Source organism: Acinetobacter sp. GW821-FHT01E09, assembly GCF_059422385.1.
Window position 1 is genome coordinate 3,943,240 of the sequence record NZ_JBWKWU010000001.1, and the last position, 17,155, is coordinate 3,960,394.

Sequence of the window (17,155 nt, forward strand, 5' to 3'; positions counted from 1 at the left end):
AAATTCAAATAGATTTTTTGATTAATTGTTGAAAAATTAAATAAATAATCTCACTAAAAATGTAGTTTAAATATTCATATATTTCTAATAAATCAACATTATTCATTTCCACAAATACCTAAAATAAAGCTCAAAATAATCTTGTTTATATGCTTGATTTCAATTTTAATCTCAGCCTGCTTGTTATGTCTGATATGTATTCAATACTGATCAATTCATGTTGGGTTTATATACATAAGCCTGATTTAATTTATGTCTTTTATAGCAATGCCAACTTTACAACTGCTTTATGTTATAAAATAGCTACACATTTCATTCTTTTAGGAATTTTCCTATGAACGATGTTAACTCTCCCAAAAAACCGTTGTGGAAATCTAAAGCAGTAATTTTCGCAACAATCTTTAGCTGTTTATTCCTTGTATTCTTCTATATGGCTGTAACCAATGAACCAGATTATATGCCGAGTCAGCAAAATAAGCAGATAGCGACGCCTCAGACTGAGAATACCGATACAGCACCTCCACATGACACGCAGCAAATGTCGAATGATGAAATGAAAAACATGCCACACAACTCAGCTCAGCCAGAACATGCAAACTAAACAATCTATGATCAATGATTCACGTAATGCGCTTGTCGTAGAAGGAGGTGGTATGCGTGGGGCTTTTACCTGCGGTGTACTTGACGCTTTCCTACAACAAAATTTTAACCCTTTTGATCTTTTTGTTGGGGTGTCTTCTGGTTCAACAAACCTCGCCAATTACCTTGCTCGACAACAAGGTCGCAATATCGAACTCTATTTAGACCATTCACTTCGACCTGAATTTATTCGTTATGCTCGCTTTTTTAAAGGTGGGGATTTATTGGATATGCAGTGGATGTGGGATATTGTCGAGAAAGAGAATCCTCTAGATCAACAGGCCATATTTAGTCAAAATCCTGACTTTTATATGGTCTTGACTCATGCTCGTACAGGTTATCCTGAATATTTACGTGCTGGGAAAGACAATATTATCGATGGATTACGTGCTTCTAGTTCTATTCCCTATCTGACACGACAGGCTGTAGAAATTTTTGGAGAGCCTTATTTTGATGGCGGTGTCGCAGATGCTCTCCCTGTTCAATGGGCAGCGCAACAAGCAAATATTCAAAATCTCTTGGTGATTCGTACCCGTACACAAAATTACTTTAAAGCCAGCAGTAAAGCCGATCAATTCTTGGCAAAATATTTGCTTAATCAACATACTGGCTTTGCAGATAGTCTGAAAAACCGCTGTACTCGTTATAACCAAACTGTCGATTTTATCCGCCAAAATACGCAACAAAGCATTTTGGAAGTCTGCCCACCTGACAATAAAAAGTTAGCAGGCCGTTTATGTAAAGATAAACGCAAATTGCAATATACCTATGAAGTTGGCTTAGAAAGCGGACAAAAAGCCATAGAAGACTGGAGCAACACACACAAAGCCTAAAAGCGAAGTTCCCAACAGACTAATTTTTTAGCTTGTATTGCGTGACATATCCTTCTTGTGGAAAAGCATCCTGAGTGATGCTTTCTACTTGTACAACTTGCCCTTTGACTAAACTGATCAAAGGTGGCTGTTCAATCGTAATTCGCATACGTTGATTGACCAGTGATTGACATCCACTGTCAGCTCTTCCATTCTTTTCAGCTTTTAATATTTTGATATACATCGTCAATTTACTTTTTTCAAACTCACCTTGTGGCCCATTGATTGCCATCGTCATGGTTGAAGTTTCTTCTAAGACTTTAACCGTTAATAGGCAATGGTTGAGATAAGATGCCCAAGTCAAATTGGGTACAATAAGCCCCATCATCAAAAAAATACCGAGTATTGCACGTTTCATTTACTGATCCTTTTTCCAAAACTTCCATGACTTTTCAGGGCAAGTATAAAGCTTGTCAGAAACAGGGATTTGATCATTGGTTTTGAGATCAAATACTTGAAATTGGCATTGGTTATTTTGATATTTACCTAAAATTTCATAATCGTGTCCAGCCTGTGGTCTGAACGAAGCAACAGCATCCACACATTGATCAATCACTTGTGCTTTTGTCCGAGATGAATCAGTCGCTCCAAATACAAAACCATATAAATTCACAGGTTGGTCGGCATTTAAAATAAACTCTTTATAAGAGATCAGTTGGTAAGTCCGCATAGCATTGCTTTCAGCTTCTTTCTGAATCGCACTACGAGGCATCCCTTCTTCGATATTAAAGGTAATTCTGGCATACGCTTTTAGCGCAGATAATGCACCATTTCCACTTAAGTAATCCCGTATCCCAGCTTTTCTTCCAGCACAATCAAATGAATGTTGAATTAAAGTTTTTGTCGCACCCTTTCGATAGACCCGAATCCGTGATTGTGTCGCTGGATCATAAGTTTTTGGCTTTGTTTCCACCTGCAACTCATAGGCTAACGGTTGTTGTTTATCTGTTTCGGCTTGTGCAAATACACTGAATTGAGATACTACTCCAAATAAAAATAAAACCTGAAACTGTACCCTACCGTGCTTATATAATCTTTTCATTTTATTTTTAAAATACTAAGTATGTCTTGAAAAGACTTTACACGATGATCGGCCTGTGTCGATGTTTCTTTTTGTTGAGGATCAAATAAGATCGTTTTCATGCCCAACGCTTTTGCACCTCGAATGTCTGCTATCTCATGATCACCAACGAAAACGCAGTGCTGAGGAATAACACCGAGCTGCTGACATGCCAATTGGAAAATTTCTGGATGAGGCTTTCGCAGTCCAACAGCTTCTGACACAATCACACTCGAAAAATACTCACTTAAACCTAAGGCTTTGAAATTATCTTCCTGAAAAGGTGTCTTTCCATTAGAGATTAATCCAAGAGAAAAATTTGCCTTAAACAAGCTATAAATAACCAGATCAACATCGCTAAAGCTTCGACAAAATTTATTAAAGTCTTGAATATAATTCTTTAATAGCGCTTGTGTCGAATAGCTGGATATTTGAAACTCTTGAATAAGTTGAGCATATACCTGATCTTTCCATACAGAACCATTGTTATCCAACTCAATAAAACGCTGAATAAATTGTGGTTTCTGTTGAATCGTAACCAGCTCGAAGAAATTTACCTGCCAATTTAAAAAAGCCTTTAGGGAGGAGGTGCGATCAAGTAAGGTTTGATCTAAATCAAAAAGTACAACTTGAATCATCTCACCATCCTCTAAATCGAAAAGACTTGCTAAAGGATCAATAGATTATGATCATTAATTGTCTATTCAGTCTGTTCTATCCATTGAATGCTTGTAGTGTTTCTAGGGTAATCCCTGCGCCACCACATACAATCACCAAGACCTGATCAGTGGGTTTAAATTGAATCGCCTGATCATAAAGCACTGATAATGTTGCACCACATGCTGGCTCAACCAAAATACGATGATCATCTACAAATTTTAAACAGGCATCTACAGTGTCTTGATCTGAAACCACCAAACTACGAACCTCAAGTGCTTGGCTCACTTCAAATGCATTTTGACAGACTTTTTTTGCTGCAAGTGTTGTTGCTATACCACTCACTTGATCCAATTCAACATGTTGTTTAGCAACAATCGAAGCATGTAAGGATGCTGTACCTTGGGTTTCAACCGCATAAATTGGAATATGGGCTAAACCATGTTTTTTTAATCCTGCTGCAACACCTGAAAGTAAACTTCCGCCACCCACAGATAAGACCACCGCATCTGGAGTAACGCCATCTGCAATGACTTCATCAATCATCGGGATAATGCCTTCCCATAACAGTGGATGATCAAAAGGATGAATAAATACATCATGCTGTGTTAATAAGGACTGCGCTAAAGCATTGGCTTCGGTCCATGAAGCGCCATGTACAATAACCTCTGCACCTTGCTGGGCAATTAATTCTCTCGCACGTTGTGCTGTGGTTTCAGGAACCACGACAGTCACAGGAATACCCAGTTGTCGACCTGTATAAGCAACAGCTAAGCCTGCATTGCCACCTGATGAACTGATAAAACGCTGAGCACCCTGCTCAAAATATTTTTGACAGGCATGGCTAATGCCTCGTTGTTTAAATGATGCCGATGGTTGTAAGGCTTCCATTTTTAACCACACCTGACATTGATTCAGTTGGCTTAAAACTAAAGATTGAATTAACGGGGTTTTTATACTGAGCATGGGCAAATCGATTCTCTTGACTTATTTCAATGTGGGTTTATTTCAATCTTGGTTTATTTCAATGTGGGTTTATTTCAATTCAGTCATTTTTTAAACTTAACCCCATATCGATATGTGGAATCTCACAATCTAAATATTCTTCACCTTGTACCTGAAAGCCTAAGTTTTCATAGAAACGTGTTGCATAGACTTGAGCGGATAATTGAAGAAATGCTCTATTTTGCTGCTTTGCTACTTGAATAATCTGTTGCATGAGCAGTTTACCAATCCCCTCACCTCGATATTGTTGCAACACAGCAACTCGACCAATACTGTTATTTTCCAATAACCGCGCTGTTGCAATGGGTTGATCTTGTGCATATACAACAAAATGCAATGAAATGGCATCCTGCTCATCCCATTCATCTGCTTCACTGATGTGTTGTTCTTCAATAAAAACCATGCTTCGAATCAATTTCGCATCATGTTGAAGCTGACTCCACGGCCCAGATTGAATGACAAATTGGCTCATTATTTAAATCCTAATGGTTGAGAAATTGATCCTTCATTCTTGCAATTATGCTAATGTAATGCACAGTGACAATGCGTTCACTTTCACCAACTTAACTAAACTTGTAGAATAATTATGTTTCTAAATCATAAATTTAAAGTATTTATTTATAGCGCAATTTTACTGACGACTCAAAGTATTTATGCAAAAACATCCGAGCTAGATCGTGTGAACATTATCTCAAAAAGCATGATTGGATTATTTTCTCAAGACCCAAATCAAGATCAGCTTAATTTAAAAATGAGTGCCGCAATTGCAGGTATCTCAGAAGCTGAAGCTAAAAAAAACCGTGATGAAAGTGGCGAAAAACAAGCCACTGCATCTGAAAAGATGAAGGAAATACTTAAAGAACAATTTAATGCCAACGATTTTAAAATTGTTGCGCCAGCATTTGAGCGCCAAATGAAAGCTCAAAGTGCTGCATATCAGAGCTGTAAACAGGATGGTAAAATTATTGAAAATAGTCAAAGTTTTCAAGTACCGTTAACCTGTAAAGTCCCTGTGCTGAATTTAGACAATGTTCAAATGCCTGAACGTGGTAGCAAAGAAAGCGATGCGCAATTTGCAGCTAAAGCAACAGACTTTCTGACAGAACTATTGATTAAAGCCCCAACAGAAACATTAAAAACCAGTATCTTGATTCATAAAATGGGTGAACAATTGATTCCAGAAATGGATGATCCGCAATATTTTCCAGATACGATCTCTCAAAAAACCACGGGCTCAAGCGAAGCTGAGCTTGATGAAATGAATCAGCAATAAAATAATTTATCTAAATAGTAGCAAGAGAGAAAGCAGTTAAACCTGCGTTCTCTCCTCACAACGCGCTAGCACTTAGCGCCAATGTCTTGCTGGTCCCACTGATCATTCAATAATAATTCTAAGGATTGTTTTTGAATCCCATACATCTCTTTTAAAGCACGAATTTGATCTAAGACTGTTTGATCAGGTGCAGTGAAATCTTTACGCTTGGTTGCCAAAATCATTTTGTTTTTACTGGTATGTTCTAATGCCACAAATTCAAAGACTTTGGTTTCATAACCATACGCTTTCAGCAACAGAGCTCGAATGGTATCTGTCAGCATTTCAGCTTGTTGTCCTGCATGGATACCGAATTGCAACATCGGTTGTAACACTTGTGGACTGTTCAATTGTGGGCGTAATTCTTTATGGCAACAAGGTGCACACATAATCATTTGAGCGTTTAAACGGATGCCTGTATGTATCGCAAAATCTGTTGCAACATCACAGGCATGTAAGGCGATCATAATATCCAAATGGGATGGATGATATGTTCTCACATCACCTTGGAAAAAATCCAATTGATTAAAATCAGACTTTTGCGCAACCTCTTGGCAAAATTTCACCATTTTGTCATTCAGCTCAACACCTGTTACAAATGGGGTTTGATGTTGTTTTGCTAAATAATCATATAAAGCAAACGTTAAATAGCCTTTTCCTGAACCAAAATCGATAATTTTTAAAGCCTGATCTTTGGTTTTTCCATCATGCGCTAAAGCCTCTGGCTGTTGAATATGCACCAAAGCACCTGAAAAGATTTCAACAAATTTGTTAATCTGCTTCCACTTACGTGCCATGCTTGGAATAATCTGTGCATTGGCATCGGTAATGCCGAGCGGTTGGAGAAAATAACTTTCTTGGTCGACAAAACGATGTTTTGTACGATCATGCCCTTGTTGTTGATTTTTAGCGGTTTTATCCAGCTTATTTTTACTGACGGTCAGCAAGGCGTTCTTTTTATTTTTCTTCAGCTGCGTTTCAGCCTCATGGGTAAATAAATTGGCTTGTTTACAATCCTCTGCCAGCCCCTGAATCGTGGTTAACGCATAGGTAAGTGGATAGTTTTTAGTAATATCATTGGTTTTATAACGATATAGACAGCTTAGCACCGTTTCATTCTGTAGCTGAATGACGCGAAAGGTCATTTTCTCTAAATCAACCAATTCTCCTTTATACTGACTTAAAATCAAACGATCTAAGCTTTGATTATCAATAGCTTGCTGTACGCTATCAAAAAATTGTTGTTCCTGAACAGATAAGCTTGCCACATTGGACATAATCAAAACTCGTATTAATTAAGTTACCTATTTTAAGACGTCTTACTTTAAAGGTAAAACTCCATTACTATACAGTTGTATTTTTAGGATAATAAGATCCAATGTCGACAGATAAATTGATTCACATCTATGCACCACAAGAAGAACGTATTAATGCGTTGAGTCATGCATTCGGTGCAATTTTGGCTGCTATAGCGACTGTTTTGATGCTGATTAAAGGCAACTATCTACATGGATGGCAATTTTTTGGATTGCTTGTCTATGGTCTAAGCATGATTTTACTGTTTTCCAGTTCAGCAATTTATCATTTTTCTGTCGATGAAAAGAAACGCCAATGGTATAAGAAGCTGGATCATACCGCGATTTATTATTTAATTGCGGGAACCTATACGCCCTTTTTGGCAATTGCCATCCCAACAGCAAAAGCACATTATTTATTGATTGCACTTTGGGTCATCGCAGCCATTGGAACACTATTCAAGTTAATATTCATTCATCGTTTTGAAAAAATTTCACTGATTGCTTATTTGGTCATGGGTTGGCTTGCCGTGCTTGTAATGGATGATATGCAACAGTTTTTAAAACCAGAAGCATTAAAATTATTGGTCATTGGTGGTTTAGCATATACAATAGGCGCATTGTTTTATGCCTTAAAAAGAGTAAGATACACTCATGCTATTTGGCATATATTTGTTTTGGTCGGTGCAGGATCACATTTCCTTGCAATCTATCTTTACGTCATTTAATTCATAGACACTCAAAATTCAGTGACCCTGATGGAGTGAATTTGGGTTGATCTCGTTGTTTTTTTAAGAAATTACGCCTTTTTTAAAAAGATTACGCTTTAAAGACTCGTTTTACTTTTAAAAGTGTAAGGTTCACCATGGCGTCATTATCTACTGCTACTCCAGAAATTCAAACAAATTCAAAGACTCGTGTTCTTTTCGCAAGTCTTGTAGGTACAACAATCGAATTCTTCGATTTTTATATCTATGCAACTGCTGCAGTCCTCATTTTTCCGCATCTGTTCTTCCCTGCAAGTACAGATCCGATGACGGCAACAATTCAATCACTCGCAACATTTGCCATCGCATTTATTGCCCGCCCTATTGGCGCAGCAATCTTTGGTCACTTAGGTGATCGTATTGGTCGTAAAGCAACTCTCGTCGCGGCTTTATTGACCATGGGTGTTTCAACAGTATGTATTGGTCTACTTCCAACCTATGCACAGATTGGTATCGTTGCACCGCTATTACTTGCACTTTGTCGTTTAGGTCAAGGCTTAGGTCTCGGTGGTGAATGGTCTGGTGCAGTCTTGCTTGCAACTGAAAATGCACCTGAAGGCAAACGTGCTTGGTATGGGATGTTCCCGCAACTGGGCGCACCGATCGGTTTTATCTTGGCAACGGGTTCATTCCTTGGTCTTGGCGCATTGATGTCTGAAGCAGACTTTATGCAATGGGGCTGGCGTATTCCATTCCTTGCAAGTGCTGCATTGGTGATTGTGGGTTTATATATTCGCTTAAAATTGCATGAAACCCCAGCGTTCCAAAAAGTATTAGACAAACAAAAAGAAGTTAATGTTCCATTTAAAGAAGTTGTGACCAAACATTATAAAATGCTCTTCCTCGGCACAATTGCTGCGGTATGTACATTCGTGGTGTTCTATCTCACAACAGTATTTGCACTCAACTGGGGAACCAAACAACTGGGTTACTCACGTGCAGAATTCTTAGAGATGCAACTGGTCGCAACACTGTGTTTTGCTGCTTTTATTCCGCTTTCTGCTGTATTTGCTGAGAAGTTTGGGCGTAAGGCAACCTCTATTGGGGTATGTATTGCCTCTGCACTTTTTGGTTTAGTATTTGCCAGTATGCTTGAGTCAGGTAGCACAGTGATTGTGTTCTTGTTCTTATGTGTAGGTTTAGCATTGATGGGAATGACATACGGCCCAATTGGTACGGTCTTGTCTGAAATTTTCCCGATTTCTGTACGTTATACAGGCTCTGCATTAACCTTTAACTTGGCAGGTATTTTGGGCGCATCTTTTGCACCTCTGATCGCAACTGAACTTGCAACCAAATATGGCTTACAAGCGGTGGGTTACTACTTGACAGCAGCATCCATTCTTTCACTGTTGGCATTCTTGGCCATTCGTGAAACAAAACATGATGATGTTAACAACCAAGTTTAATCCCCTCTCTATGAGCAAAGCCTGCAATTTTGCAGGCTTTTTTGATTTATGACTTTTATATTTATGTCTTAGTTAAATTTAATACGATAAATCCCCATATTATTTGATAAAATATTTTCAAAAATTATGATATGAAATATGAAAAACAATGGTTTACCTTTTGAATTATCTGTAAAAGTAAGCACAAATCGTCCAGATTTTAGAGTGTTTGCAAGCTTTCTTTTTGCATCTAATACTCATAACTATGATAGTGACGGTGATAGTTATCCTCTTACAAGTAGACATTGGACAGAACTATACATAAGCTCTCGAGAAATAGACAATTACACTTTTTCTATTTCTCCTTTACAAAATGATCCATTAATTTTGCAAATCCAAGCTTCTCAAAAATCGATCTGTTATGCGATTGCTTATTTTCTAGCAATTGAGACTCAAGGTTCAGTATTCAATAATCAAGGTATTCCGCTTTCAAGTCAGTATATTGAAAATAAATTAAAAAATTTCCCATTAACTGAACATTTAGCCTTTGCCAATGAGAGTGTATGGAGAAACAGTTCAGAGGATAACCCATACCCAAATCTGAATTAAAAGCGAAATGCTAAAACTCAGGCTCAGATACAATCTCAACCAGTAGATTATTAAAAGGCTGCATAAAAGACAAATAGCTTGCATGCAATGCCATACGCGCTAAATCGGTGTTAAACGGCGTAGGATGATAAAGCTTATCGCGCATGATCGGATGCCCGATATATTGCATATGCACCCGTAATTGATGAGAACGTCCTGTAATCGGTGTAAGTAGCACCCGACTTACATCCTTTTCAGCATCATAGCTTACAGATTCAAATAAAGTTTGTGCGGGTTTGCCTAACTCAAAATGCACGATCTGGCGTGGACGATTTTCCCAATCGGTAATCAAAGGCACATCCACACGACCATTGCTATTGATTTGCCCTTGCACCAAAGCAATATAATTTTTTTTAACAGTTCTCGCTTGAAACATTTTACTTGCTGCAACTTCTGCATCACGATGTTTAGCGAACAACAGAATGCCCGAGGTTGCCATATCCAAACGATGGGTAATCTTGGCATTTGGATATATTGCTAATACTCGAAAATAAGCGCTGTCGTGATGTTCAGGCAAACGCCCCGGAACTGAAAGTAACCCTGCGGGTTTATTGATGGCAACAAAGTCATTATCTTCAAAAATAATGTCAAGTGGATCTAAAGGAGGCTGATAAACAAAGCCATCATCAATCGGCATGTGGATCGCATATTGAGAAGAATTGCCGAAAAATAACAATAGACTAAAAAGCTGTCAAGCATGTACATGCTTTATTATTTTCAGCAATCAAAAAAACTCCAATACACAAGAATATTGAAGTTTTTAAGTCACTATACAATGCGCTTGATCTGATCAATCAAGCCTGAATATTCAATACCAACTGACGTTTCTTTACCTGTTGTCCAACTTGCCCAATAATCTCATTCACGACCCCATCAATATCAGACTTAATCTGTTGCTGAATCTTCATCGCTTCTAAAATCAACAAAGTTTGACCTTTAGTCACGGTATCACCCGCATTTACCAAGATATTGATAATTGCACCATCCATTGGTGCACGAATGTTACCATCGCCTGCGACATCGGAAGTTTCAGGTGCTGCATAGGTGATATTTTCAATGCTGATATTGCCATTTACCGCATCTAAATACAGCTGATTTCCATCTAAGACATAGTCAATCGAACGGCGTACACCATCCACCTCATAAATGAATTTTTCTGCTTGCTGTTCAATAATGCTGATCCCAAGTGTCTGCCCACAAATTTCAACGCTCACTTGGTTTTGATCACGTTTCACCAAAAGCTGTAATAACTGATCATCATGCTTGAGTTTTAAAGGTAAAGATAACGCAATTCCGGTATTCCAACTGCTTTGACTAGAAGCATTGGTCAACAGTGCCGCAGCAACAGCTAGGTGTTCTAAGCCCAAAGCCTGTTTATGTAAGCTAACATCCGTTTGGAAATGTTCCTGAATAAAAGCGGTATTGGTGTCGCCTTTGACAATAATAGGGTGTCTAAGCAAATTCACTAAAAACTGCTTATTACTATTCACCCCCAACAATACGCAATCATCTACAGCACGCGCCAAGAGCCGAATGGCATCCTGACGAGTTTGACCATATGCAATGACTTTTGCCACCATTGGGTCGTAAAACGGACTAATTTCATCCTGTTGCAACAAACCATGATCAATTCGAACATTGGGTAAATCAGCAGCTTGCCAGCGCTGTATTTGACCAGTCTGTGGCAAGAAGTCTTGGCGTGGGTCTTCTGCATATAAGCGAACTTCTATCGCATGCCCTGACAAGGTCAGTTCAGACTGTTGTAAGGGCAAGGTTTCACCATTGGCTACACGCAGTTGCCATTCCACCAGATCTAAACCCGTGATCAGCTCTGTTACTGGATGCTCGACTTGCAAACGTGTATTCATTTCGAGGAAATAAAACTCACCTGATTGATCCAATAAAAACTCAACCGTTCCTGCACCGACATAATCACATGATTTCGCGGCTGCAACAGCAGCCTCACCCATTTGTTGGCGTAAGCTTTCAGTCATCACTGGGCATGGAGCTTCCTCAACCACTTTTTGATGACGACGCTGTATCGAACAATCACGCTCAAATAAATACACATAATGGCCGTGGGTATCGCCAAATACCTGTATCTCAACATGGCGTGGAGCAATCACAGCTTTTTCAAGAATCAGCTCACCTGAACCAAAGGCATTTTCTGCTTCAGAACGCGCTGTTTTTAAGGCTTCAACAATATCAGCAGATTGCTGTACCAGACGCATACCGCGCCCACCACCACCTGCTGAAGCTTTGACCATTAGTGGATAACCAATTTTATTGGCTTGTTGTTCTAAATACTCTATATCTTGCTGATCACCTTCATAGCCCGGCACACATGGTACACCCGCCTGAATCATGGCAATTTTTGACAGGCGTTTACTGCCCATCAACTCAATTGCAGGTGCAGGCGGGCCAATAAAGGTAATTCCATTTTTCTCACAAGCTGCTGCAAAATCGGTATTTTCAGAAAGGAAACCATAACCGGGATGAACAGCATCAGCCCCCGTTTTTTTACATGCGTCGATAATATTTTGAATAGATAAATAGGATGCTGAAACTTTTGAAGCACCAATATATACAGCCTCATCTGCAAGCTGTACATGACGCGCATAACGATCTGCATCTGAATAGACAGCCACGGTCTGATAGCCCATTGCTTTTGCTGTTTTCATCACGCGAACAGCAATTTCACCACGATTCGCCACCAATATTTTTGAAAATGCCATTCTCGTTTTCCCTATTTTTGGTTTTATATTCACTTGATTATCTTGGTTGAATCATACCGATCTCAATCAAGATCAGTGATCCGCATTGTCAGACTTATGCACCAAACCAATTTGGATGACGCTTTTGGATAAAGGCCATTGTGCCTTCTATACCTTCTTCACCACCCACAGCATTGGCAAATTGCTGCGCAGCATCATCCAATAAAGGCGTCAAAGCTTCATTTAAAGTACGGTGCAATAAAGCTTTGGTCACACGAGACGCTTGCGGAGCGGTACGTTTAATCTGCTGAATGGTTTCGATCAATAAAACTTCCAGTGCTTTTTCATTCTCAACCACTTCATGTACAACACCAACCTTCAATGCGGTATGCCCCTCAAAACGTGCACCAAGTAAGGCCAAACGGCGGGCTTGAGTTAAGCCAATTCGCTTTACCACAAATGGGGCAATCTGGGCGGGAATAACCCCTAATCCTGTTTCAGGTAAACCAAATTTGGCATCGGCAAGACTGATTGCAATATCTGAAACACAGGCCAAGCCAAAACCACCACCCAATACCGCACCTTCTAAAACTGCGACAACAGTTTGTGGCGCTTGATCCACTTGCTCCAGCATATGCCCAAATTGACGATTGAAATCAACATAAGGCTGATTAGAACCAACACTGGTGGCCTCACCACGCAGTTGGGCCATATCTTTAATGTCACCGCCTGCACAAAAATGTCCATCTTTACCGCGTAAAATGACTGCACGAATGGAGATGTCATCTTGAATCGTTTTAAACACATGTTGAATCGCTTTGACCATATTCAAACTCATGGCATTGCGACTCTCAGGTCGATTAAGCCATAGGGTTAAAATGCTACCTTCTTGCTCAAGCTCAATACTGCGATCAAATTGCTGTGTTGTTAGAGATTGCGAAAGTGCCATATTTATTCTCCTTGTTATTGACGTTTAGATGGAAGAATGTCCATCAACTTACAAATAATTCCAAGCATAATTTCATCTGCACCACCACCAATCGAACCTAAACGGCCATCACGATACAGCTGAGAAGCGGGGTTATCCCACATAAAACCATTTCCACCCCAGAACTGTAAGCAACTGTCTGCAACTTCTCGCGTTAAACGACCTGCTTTAAGTTTTGCCATAGAGGCAATTTCTGTTGCGTTCCCACCGTCAATGTGGATTTCACAAGCACGATAGGTTAAGGCACGTAAAGCTTCCACTTCGGTCATTAACTCCGCAAAACGAAAATGTACATATTGGTTGTTAATCAATGGTTGTCCAAAGGTGCTTCGTTCTTTGGTATATTGAATGGTTTGTTGAATCACATTTTCCAAACCACCAATTGCATTGGCAGCCGCCCACATTCGTTCTTCTTGGAACTGCATCATTTGCATCATAAAGCCCATACCTTCTGCACCCACCAAGTAGCGTTGTGGTACACGAACATTGTCAAAATAGACTTCTGCTGTCGTGGTTGAACGCATTCCCAGTTTATTAAGCGGTTCAGAGAAAGAGATGCCTGCGGATTTAGCCGGAACAATAATCATAGACTTATTGACATGCGGTTTATCATCAGAGGTATTGGCCAATAAGCAAAAAAAGTCAGCTTGAAGTGAGTTGGTAATCCACATTTTGCTGCCATTAATCACATAATCATCACCCTGTTTTTTTGCGGTGGTTTTGATGGCTGCGACGTCTGAACCTGCATGTACTTCCGATACAGCAATCGAAGCAACATATTCACCCGCAATTGCAGGTGTTAAAAATTCATCTCGTAATTCTTGACTACCAAAGCGCGCTAAGGCTGGTGTTGCCATATCCGTTTGCACACCAATCGCCAAAGGTACGCCACCACAGGCTGCTCGCCCTAATTCTTCTGCAACCACAAGGTTATAAGAATAATCTAAACCTAATCCGCCATTTTCTTCAGGCTTACAAATCCCCAGCAAACCTAAATCCGACAGTTTTTTAAACACATCATGAATAGGAAATCGCCCTTCAGCTTCCCATGTCGGAATATAAGGATTGAGTTCAGTCTCAACAAACTGACGTGTGGTACGGCGTAGTGCTTCATGCTCTGTTGTAAATTTCATTGTTTTTTCCTTAAATTTAATCTTCTCTAACTCGCTTTAATAAAGCGGAGAACACCTCACTTTTAAAAGATGAGGAACGATGAGTTTTGCAAAGGGCGAGGACTTTTAAAGCCTCGATACACCAAATCGTATTGGATTTAGTTTGCGATGTTCTGCTTCATAAATTGTTTCTAATAAGAAGATCAGGACTTTGCGTGTATCACGCGGATCGATAATGCCATCATCATGCAACATGGCCGTATTAAATAAGGCGGTTGACTGCTGTTCTAATTTTGCTGCTGTACTTTGCTCTAAGAAATCCAGCATCTGCTCGTTAGGCTCCATCCCTGAAGCTTTTTGCTTTCCTTCCGCTACGATACGTAATACCTTGCCTGCCTGAGCTGAACCCATCACTGCCACATGCGAGTTTGGCCATGCAAAAATAAATTGCGGTGACAATGGACGTCCACACATGGCGTAATTGCCCGCACCATAAGAACCAGCCACAACGATAGAAATTTTCGGTACAGTGGTATTGGCAACGGCCTGAATCAATTTCGAACCATGCTTAATAATGCCGTTCTGTTCAGCATCAGTTCCGACCATAAAGCCTGTGGTGTTATGTAAAAACAGTAAGGGGCGTTTGGTCTGTTCACAGAGGTGAATGAACTGTGCAGCTTTGGTGGCGCCTTGTGGGGTAATCGGTCCGTTGTTGGTGATAATTCCGATATGTAATCCACCAATTTTTGCCCAGCCACACACGGTCAATGCATCATATTCTTGTTTTACTTCAAAAAATTCAGAGTCATCAACAATTCGTGCAATCACATCTTTCATGTCAAAAGGCTGCTTCGGACTTGCAGGAATAATCCCTAACAGCTCCTCGGCAGGATAACGTGGCTCTTTATAGCTTAAGTTTAACTTTTGAGTTTGCTCTTTCCAGTTAAGATGCTCAAAAACCTCACGGGCAATACGAATCCCATCGGCATCATTCTCGGCTAAAAATTCTGCTGTTCCAGCAACTTGTGCATGCATTTCTGCACCACCGAGTTCCTCTGCTGTTGCCACTTCTCCTGTTGCCGCCAAAAGCAAAGGTGGTCCTGCGAGTAACATCTCAGTTTGCTTACGAACTGCAATCACATAATCAGATAGACCCGGTTGATACGCTCCACCTGCAGTTGCATTGCCATGTACCACGGAGACTTGAGGTAAGCCTGCAGCAGACAGTCGTGCCTGATTAGCAAAGGTCATTCCCCCATAGGTAAACACTTCAGCAGCATAATTTAAGTTGGCACCCCCACTTTCAGTGAGAGTCAGCATCGGTAATTTCTGTTCAAAAGCAATCGCCTGCAAACGTAAGGTTTTTTGTACCCCCATCGGCGACATTGTTCCGCCTTTGATTGCACTGTTACTTGCCGAAATCAGACAACGGACACCGCTGACAAAACCGATGCCTGAAATAATCCCGCCACCTGCATCTGACCCATCTTTATCATCATGCATGGCGTAACCCACCAAGCCACACAGTTCAACAAATGGTGAATCAGCATCAAGAGCTAAACGGACACGTTCATGCGGTAAAATTTTACCTTTCTTGTCAAATTTGGGTTTGGCTGCATATGATTTTTCAATATTCTTATTTTGTACTGCACGCACTTCGGCAATTTGAGCAAGTAATGCCTGCTTGTTCTGTTCAAATTGCTCACTGCCAACTGCAATTTCGGATTGGAGAACAGTCATGAATTTTCTCCTGTCTGCTGGTTATTGGTTTGATCACTCAATTGTTGTTTTAATACATCTGGAATAAAGGCACGATGGAAGCCATTAAACGACTCACTATTTGAAGCATCTGCCAATGGATACATTCGAGTGCCTAAGGACGCAGCACCATCAATACGAATCGTCATGCCAGAAATAAAACCTGCTGCTTCTGAAAGCAAATAGCAGATCGCTGAAGAAATTTCAGATTCGGTGCCCATTCGTTTCAGTGGTACATTCCCCGCCAAACTTGGAATAATAAATTTGGCAAAATCACCGGTGTAATTGTCCATTCCTGAAGAAACAACCCAACCAGGTGCAACACAGTTAACACGTACCCCAGAACGTCCCCATTCCACCGCTGCTGTTTTGGTTAAATTATCTACCCCAGCACGGGCTGCACCAGAGTGTCCCATCCCCGGCATGCCACCCCACATATCGGCTGCCATATTGACAATACTGCCACCATGTTTTGCCATCCACTGGTTATAGGCTTCTTTCATTAAGTAGAAAGTTGAATGCAGATTGTTCCGTACCACAGCATCAAAACCGTTGGCAGAAATGCCTTCTAAATTTGAGGGAAACTGACCGCCAGCGTTATTAACAAGGCCATCGAGTCTGCCAAATTTTTCAATCACTTCAGCAATCATCTCTTTCACGTTGTGTTCTTCGCGATTATCACAAACGATAAAATGAACTTTGCCACCATCTTCGATGATTTCTTTGCTGACATTTTCCAGCTTTTCAATTTTCCGCCCAGTAATCACCACTTGAGCCCCTAAAGCAGCCAGTTCATGAGCAGTACAGCGTCCTATACCCGAACCACCACCGGTCACAATGATGACTTGGTCCTGAAAAGCATCCGATCTAAATATTGAGTGATAATGCATTTTTATATCCAAATTGTTGTCTTTTAACTTGCTTAAATCTCGCTCTAAGC

18 protein-coding genes are annotated in these 17,155 nt (G+C 40.2%); 6 read left to right on the forward strand and 12 right to left on the reverse strand.

Features of this window, described 5'->3' with window-relative positions; all coding sequences use genetic code 11:
• The first annotated feature begins 334 nt into the window (after positions 1-334).
• Together AC07U8_RS17945 and AC07U8_RS17950 are read left to right on the forward strand one after the other, a co-directional pair.
• Positions 335-601: a hypothetical protein gene (locus AC07U8_RS17945; RefSeq protein WP_004724087.1), complete on the forward strand. Its 267-nt coding sequence runs from the start codon at positions 335-337 to the stop codon at positions 599-601.
• Between the two features lie 7 nt (positions 602-608).
• Positions 609-1,472, forward strand: a complete 864-nt coding sequence (locus AC07U8_RS17950; protein ID WP_270387074.1) for a patatin-like phospholipase family protein — start codon at positions 609-611, stop codon at positions 1,470-1,472.
• Between the two features lie 19 nt (positions 1,473-1,491).
• On the opposite strand, the gene AC07U8_RS17955 is transcribed toward AC07U8_RS17950, so the two are convergent.
• The 5 genes from AC07U8_RS17955 to AC07U8_RS17975 form a co-directional block, all read right to left on the reverse strand.
• Positions 1,492-1,869, reverse strand: coding sequence for a hypothetical protein (locus tag AC07U8_RS17955; protein ID WP_270387072.1), 378 nt, complete (start codon positions 1,867-1,869; stop codon positions 1,492-1,494).
• Positions 1,870-2,553, reverse strand: a complete 684-nt coding sequence (locus tag AC07U8_RS17960) for a hypothetical protein (RefSeq protein WP_034617082.1) — start codon at positions 2,551-2,553, stop codon at positions 1,870-1,872. It abuts the gene before it with no gap.
• On the reverse strand, positions 2,550-3,209 hold the full coding sequence (locus AC07U8_RS17965; RefSeq protein ID WP_270387069.1) for an HAD family hydrolase: 660 nt from the start codon (positions 3,207-3,209) through the stop codon (positions 2,550-2,552). Before AC07U8_RS17965 ends, AC07U8_RS17960 begins: the two co-directional genes overlap by 4 nt.
• A 76-nt stretch (positions 3,210-3,285) precedes the next feature.
• Positions 3,286-4,194 carry a pyridoxal-phosphate dependent enzyme gene (locus tag AC07U8_RS17970; protein ID WP_270387067.1) on the reverse strand — a complete coding sequence of 303 codons (909 nt, stop codon included), beginning with the start codon at positions 4,192-4,194 and terminating at the stop codon, positions 3,286-3,288.
• Positions 4,195-4,273: 79 nt separating this feature from the next.
• Entirely contained in the window at positions 4,274-4,705 is a 432-nt protein-coding gene (locus AC07U8_RS17975) for a GNAT family N-acetyltransferase (RefSeq protein ID WP_270387064.1), read from the reverse strand.
• Between the two features lie 114 nt (positions 4,706-4,819).
• Between AC07U8_RS17975 and AC07U8_RS17980 the strand changes: the two genes are divergently transcribed.
• A complete protein-coding gene (locus tag AC07U8_RS17980; protein ID WP_004817859.1) occupies positions 4,820-5,506 on the forward strand; it encodes a hypothetical protein in 687 nt (228 codons plus the stop codon).
• 65 nt (positions 5,507-5,571) lie between these two features.
• Here the strand turns inward: AC07U8_RS17980 and AC07U8_RS17985 are convergent, their stop codons facing one another.
• Positions 5,572-6,822 carry a class I SAM-dependent methyltransferase gene (locus AC07U8_RS17985; protein ID WP_270387062.1) on the reverse strand — a complete coding sequence of 417 codons (1,251 nt, stop codon included), beginning with the start codon at positions 6,820-6,822 and terminating at the stop codon, positions 5,572-5,574.
• A 101-nt stretch (positions 6,823-6,923) separates the two neighbouring features.
• Between AC07U8_RS17985 and trhA the strand changes: the two genes are divergently transcribed.
• The 3 genes from trhA (at position 6,924) to AC07U8_RS18000 (ending at position 9,604) form a co-directional block, all read left to right on the forward strand.
• On the forward strand, positions 6,924-7,568 hold the full coding sequence (trhA, locus tag AC07U8_RS17990; protein WP_004817865.1) for a PAQR family membrane homeostasis protein TrhA: 645 nt from the start codon (positions 6,924-6,926) through the stop codon (positions 7,566-7,568).
• 137 nt (positions 7,569-7,705) lie between these two features.
• A complete protein-coding gene (locus AC07U8_RS17995) occupies positions 7,706-9,016 on the forward strand; it encodes an MFS transporter (RefSeq protein WP_004817867.1) in 1,311 nt (436 codons plus the stop codon).
• Positions 9,017-9,154: 138 nt separating this feature from the next.
• Positions 9,155-9,604 (forward strand): hypothetical protein, encoded by a 450-nt coding sequence (locus AC07U8_RS18000; RefSeq protein WP_494738352.1) that lies wholly within the window; start codon positions 9,155-9,157, stop codon positions 9,602-9,604.
• 10 nt (positions 9,605-9,614) lie between these two features.
• On the opposite strand, the gene AC07U8_RS18005 is transcribed toward AC07U8_RS18000, so the two are convergent.
• The 6 genes from AC07U8_RS18005 to AC07U8_RS18030 all read right to left on the reverse strand — a co-directional run bounded on the left by AC07U8_RS18005 (position 9,615) and on the right by AC07U8_RS18030 (position 17,105).
• Entirely contained in the window at positions 9,615-10,280 is a 666-nt protein-coding gene (locus tag AC07U8_RS18005; protein WP_004724105.1) for an RluA family pseudouridine synthase, read from the reverse strand.
• 157 nt (positions 10,281-10,437) lie between these two features.
• Positions 10,438-12,378 carry an acetyl/propionyl/methylcrotonyl-CoA carboxylase subunit alpha gene (locus tag AC07U8_RS18010; protein WP_494738353.1) on the reverse strand — a complete coding sequence of 647 codons (1,941 nt, stop codon included), beginning with the start codon at positions 12,376-12,378 and terminating at the stop codon, positions 10,438-10,440.
• 94 nt (positions 12,379-12,472) lie between these two features.
• The gene (locus AC07U8_RS18015) at positions 12,473-13,306 is read right to left on the reverse strand and encodes an enoyl-CoA hydratase/isomerase family protein (protein WP_494738354.1); all 834 of its coding nucleotides are present in this window, start codon (positions 13,304-13,306) and stop codon (positions 12,473-12,475) included.
• Positions 13,307-13,320: 14 nt separating this feature from the next.
• A complete protein-coding gene (locus tag AC07U8_RS18020; protein ID WP_004817872.1) occupies positions 13,321-14,478 on the reverse strand; it encodes an acyl-CoA dehydrogenase family protein in 1,158 nt (385 codons plus the stop codon).
• 105 nt (positions 14,479-14,583) lie between these two features.
• Positions 14,584-16,197 (reverse strand): acyl-CoA carboxylase subunit beta, encoded by a 1,614-nt coding sequence (locus AC07U8_RS18025; protein ID WP_004724110.1) that lies wholly within the window; start codon positions 16,195-16,197, stop codon positions 14,584-14,586.
• Positions 16,194-17,105 (reverse strand): SDR family oxidoreductase, encoded by a 912-nt coding sequence (locus AC07U8_RS18030; protein WP_004817877.1) that lies wholly within the window; start codon positions 17,103-17,105, stop codon positions 16,194-16,196. The genes AC07U8_RS18025 and AC07U8_RS18030 overlap by 4 nt, the downstream gene beginning before the upstream one ends.
• Between the last annotated feature and the right edge of the window lie 50 nt (positions 17,106-17,155).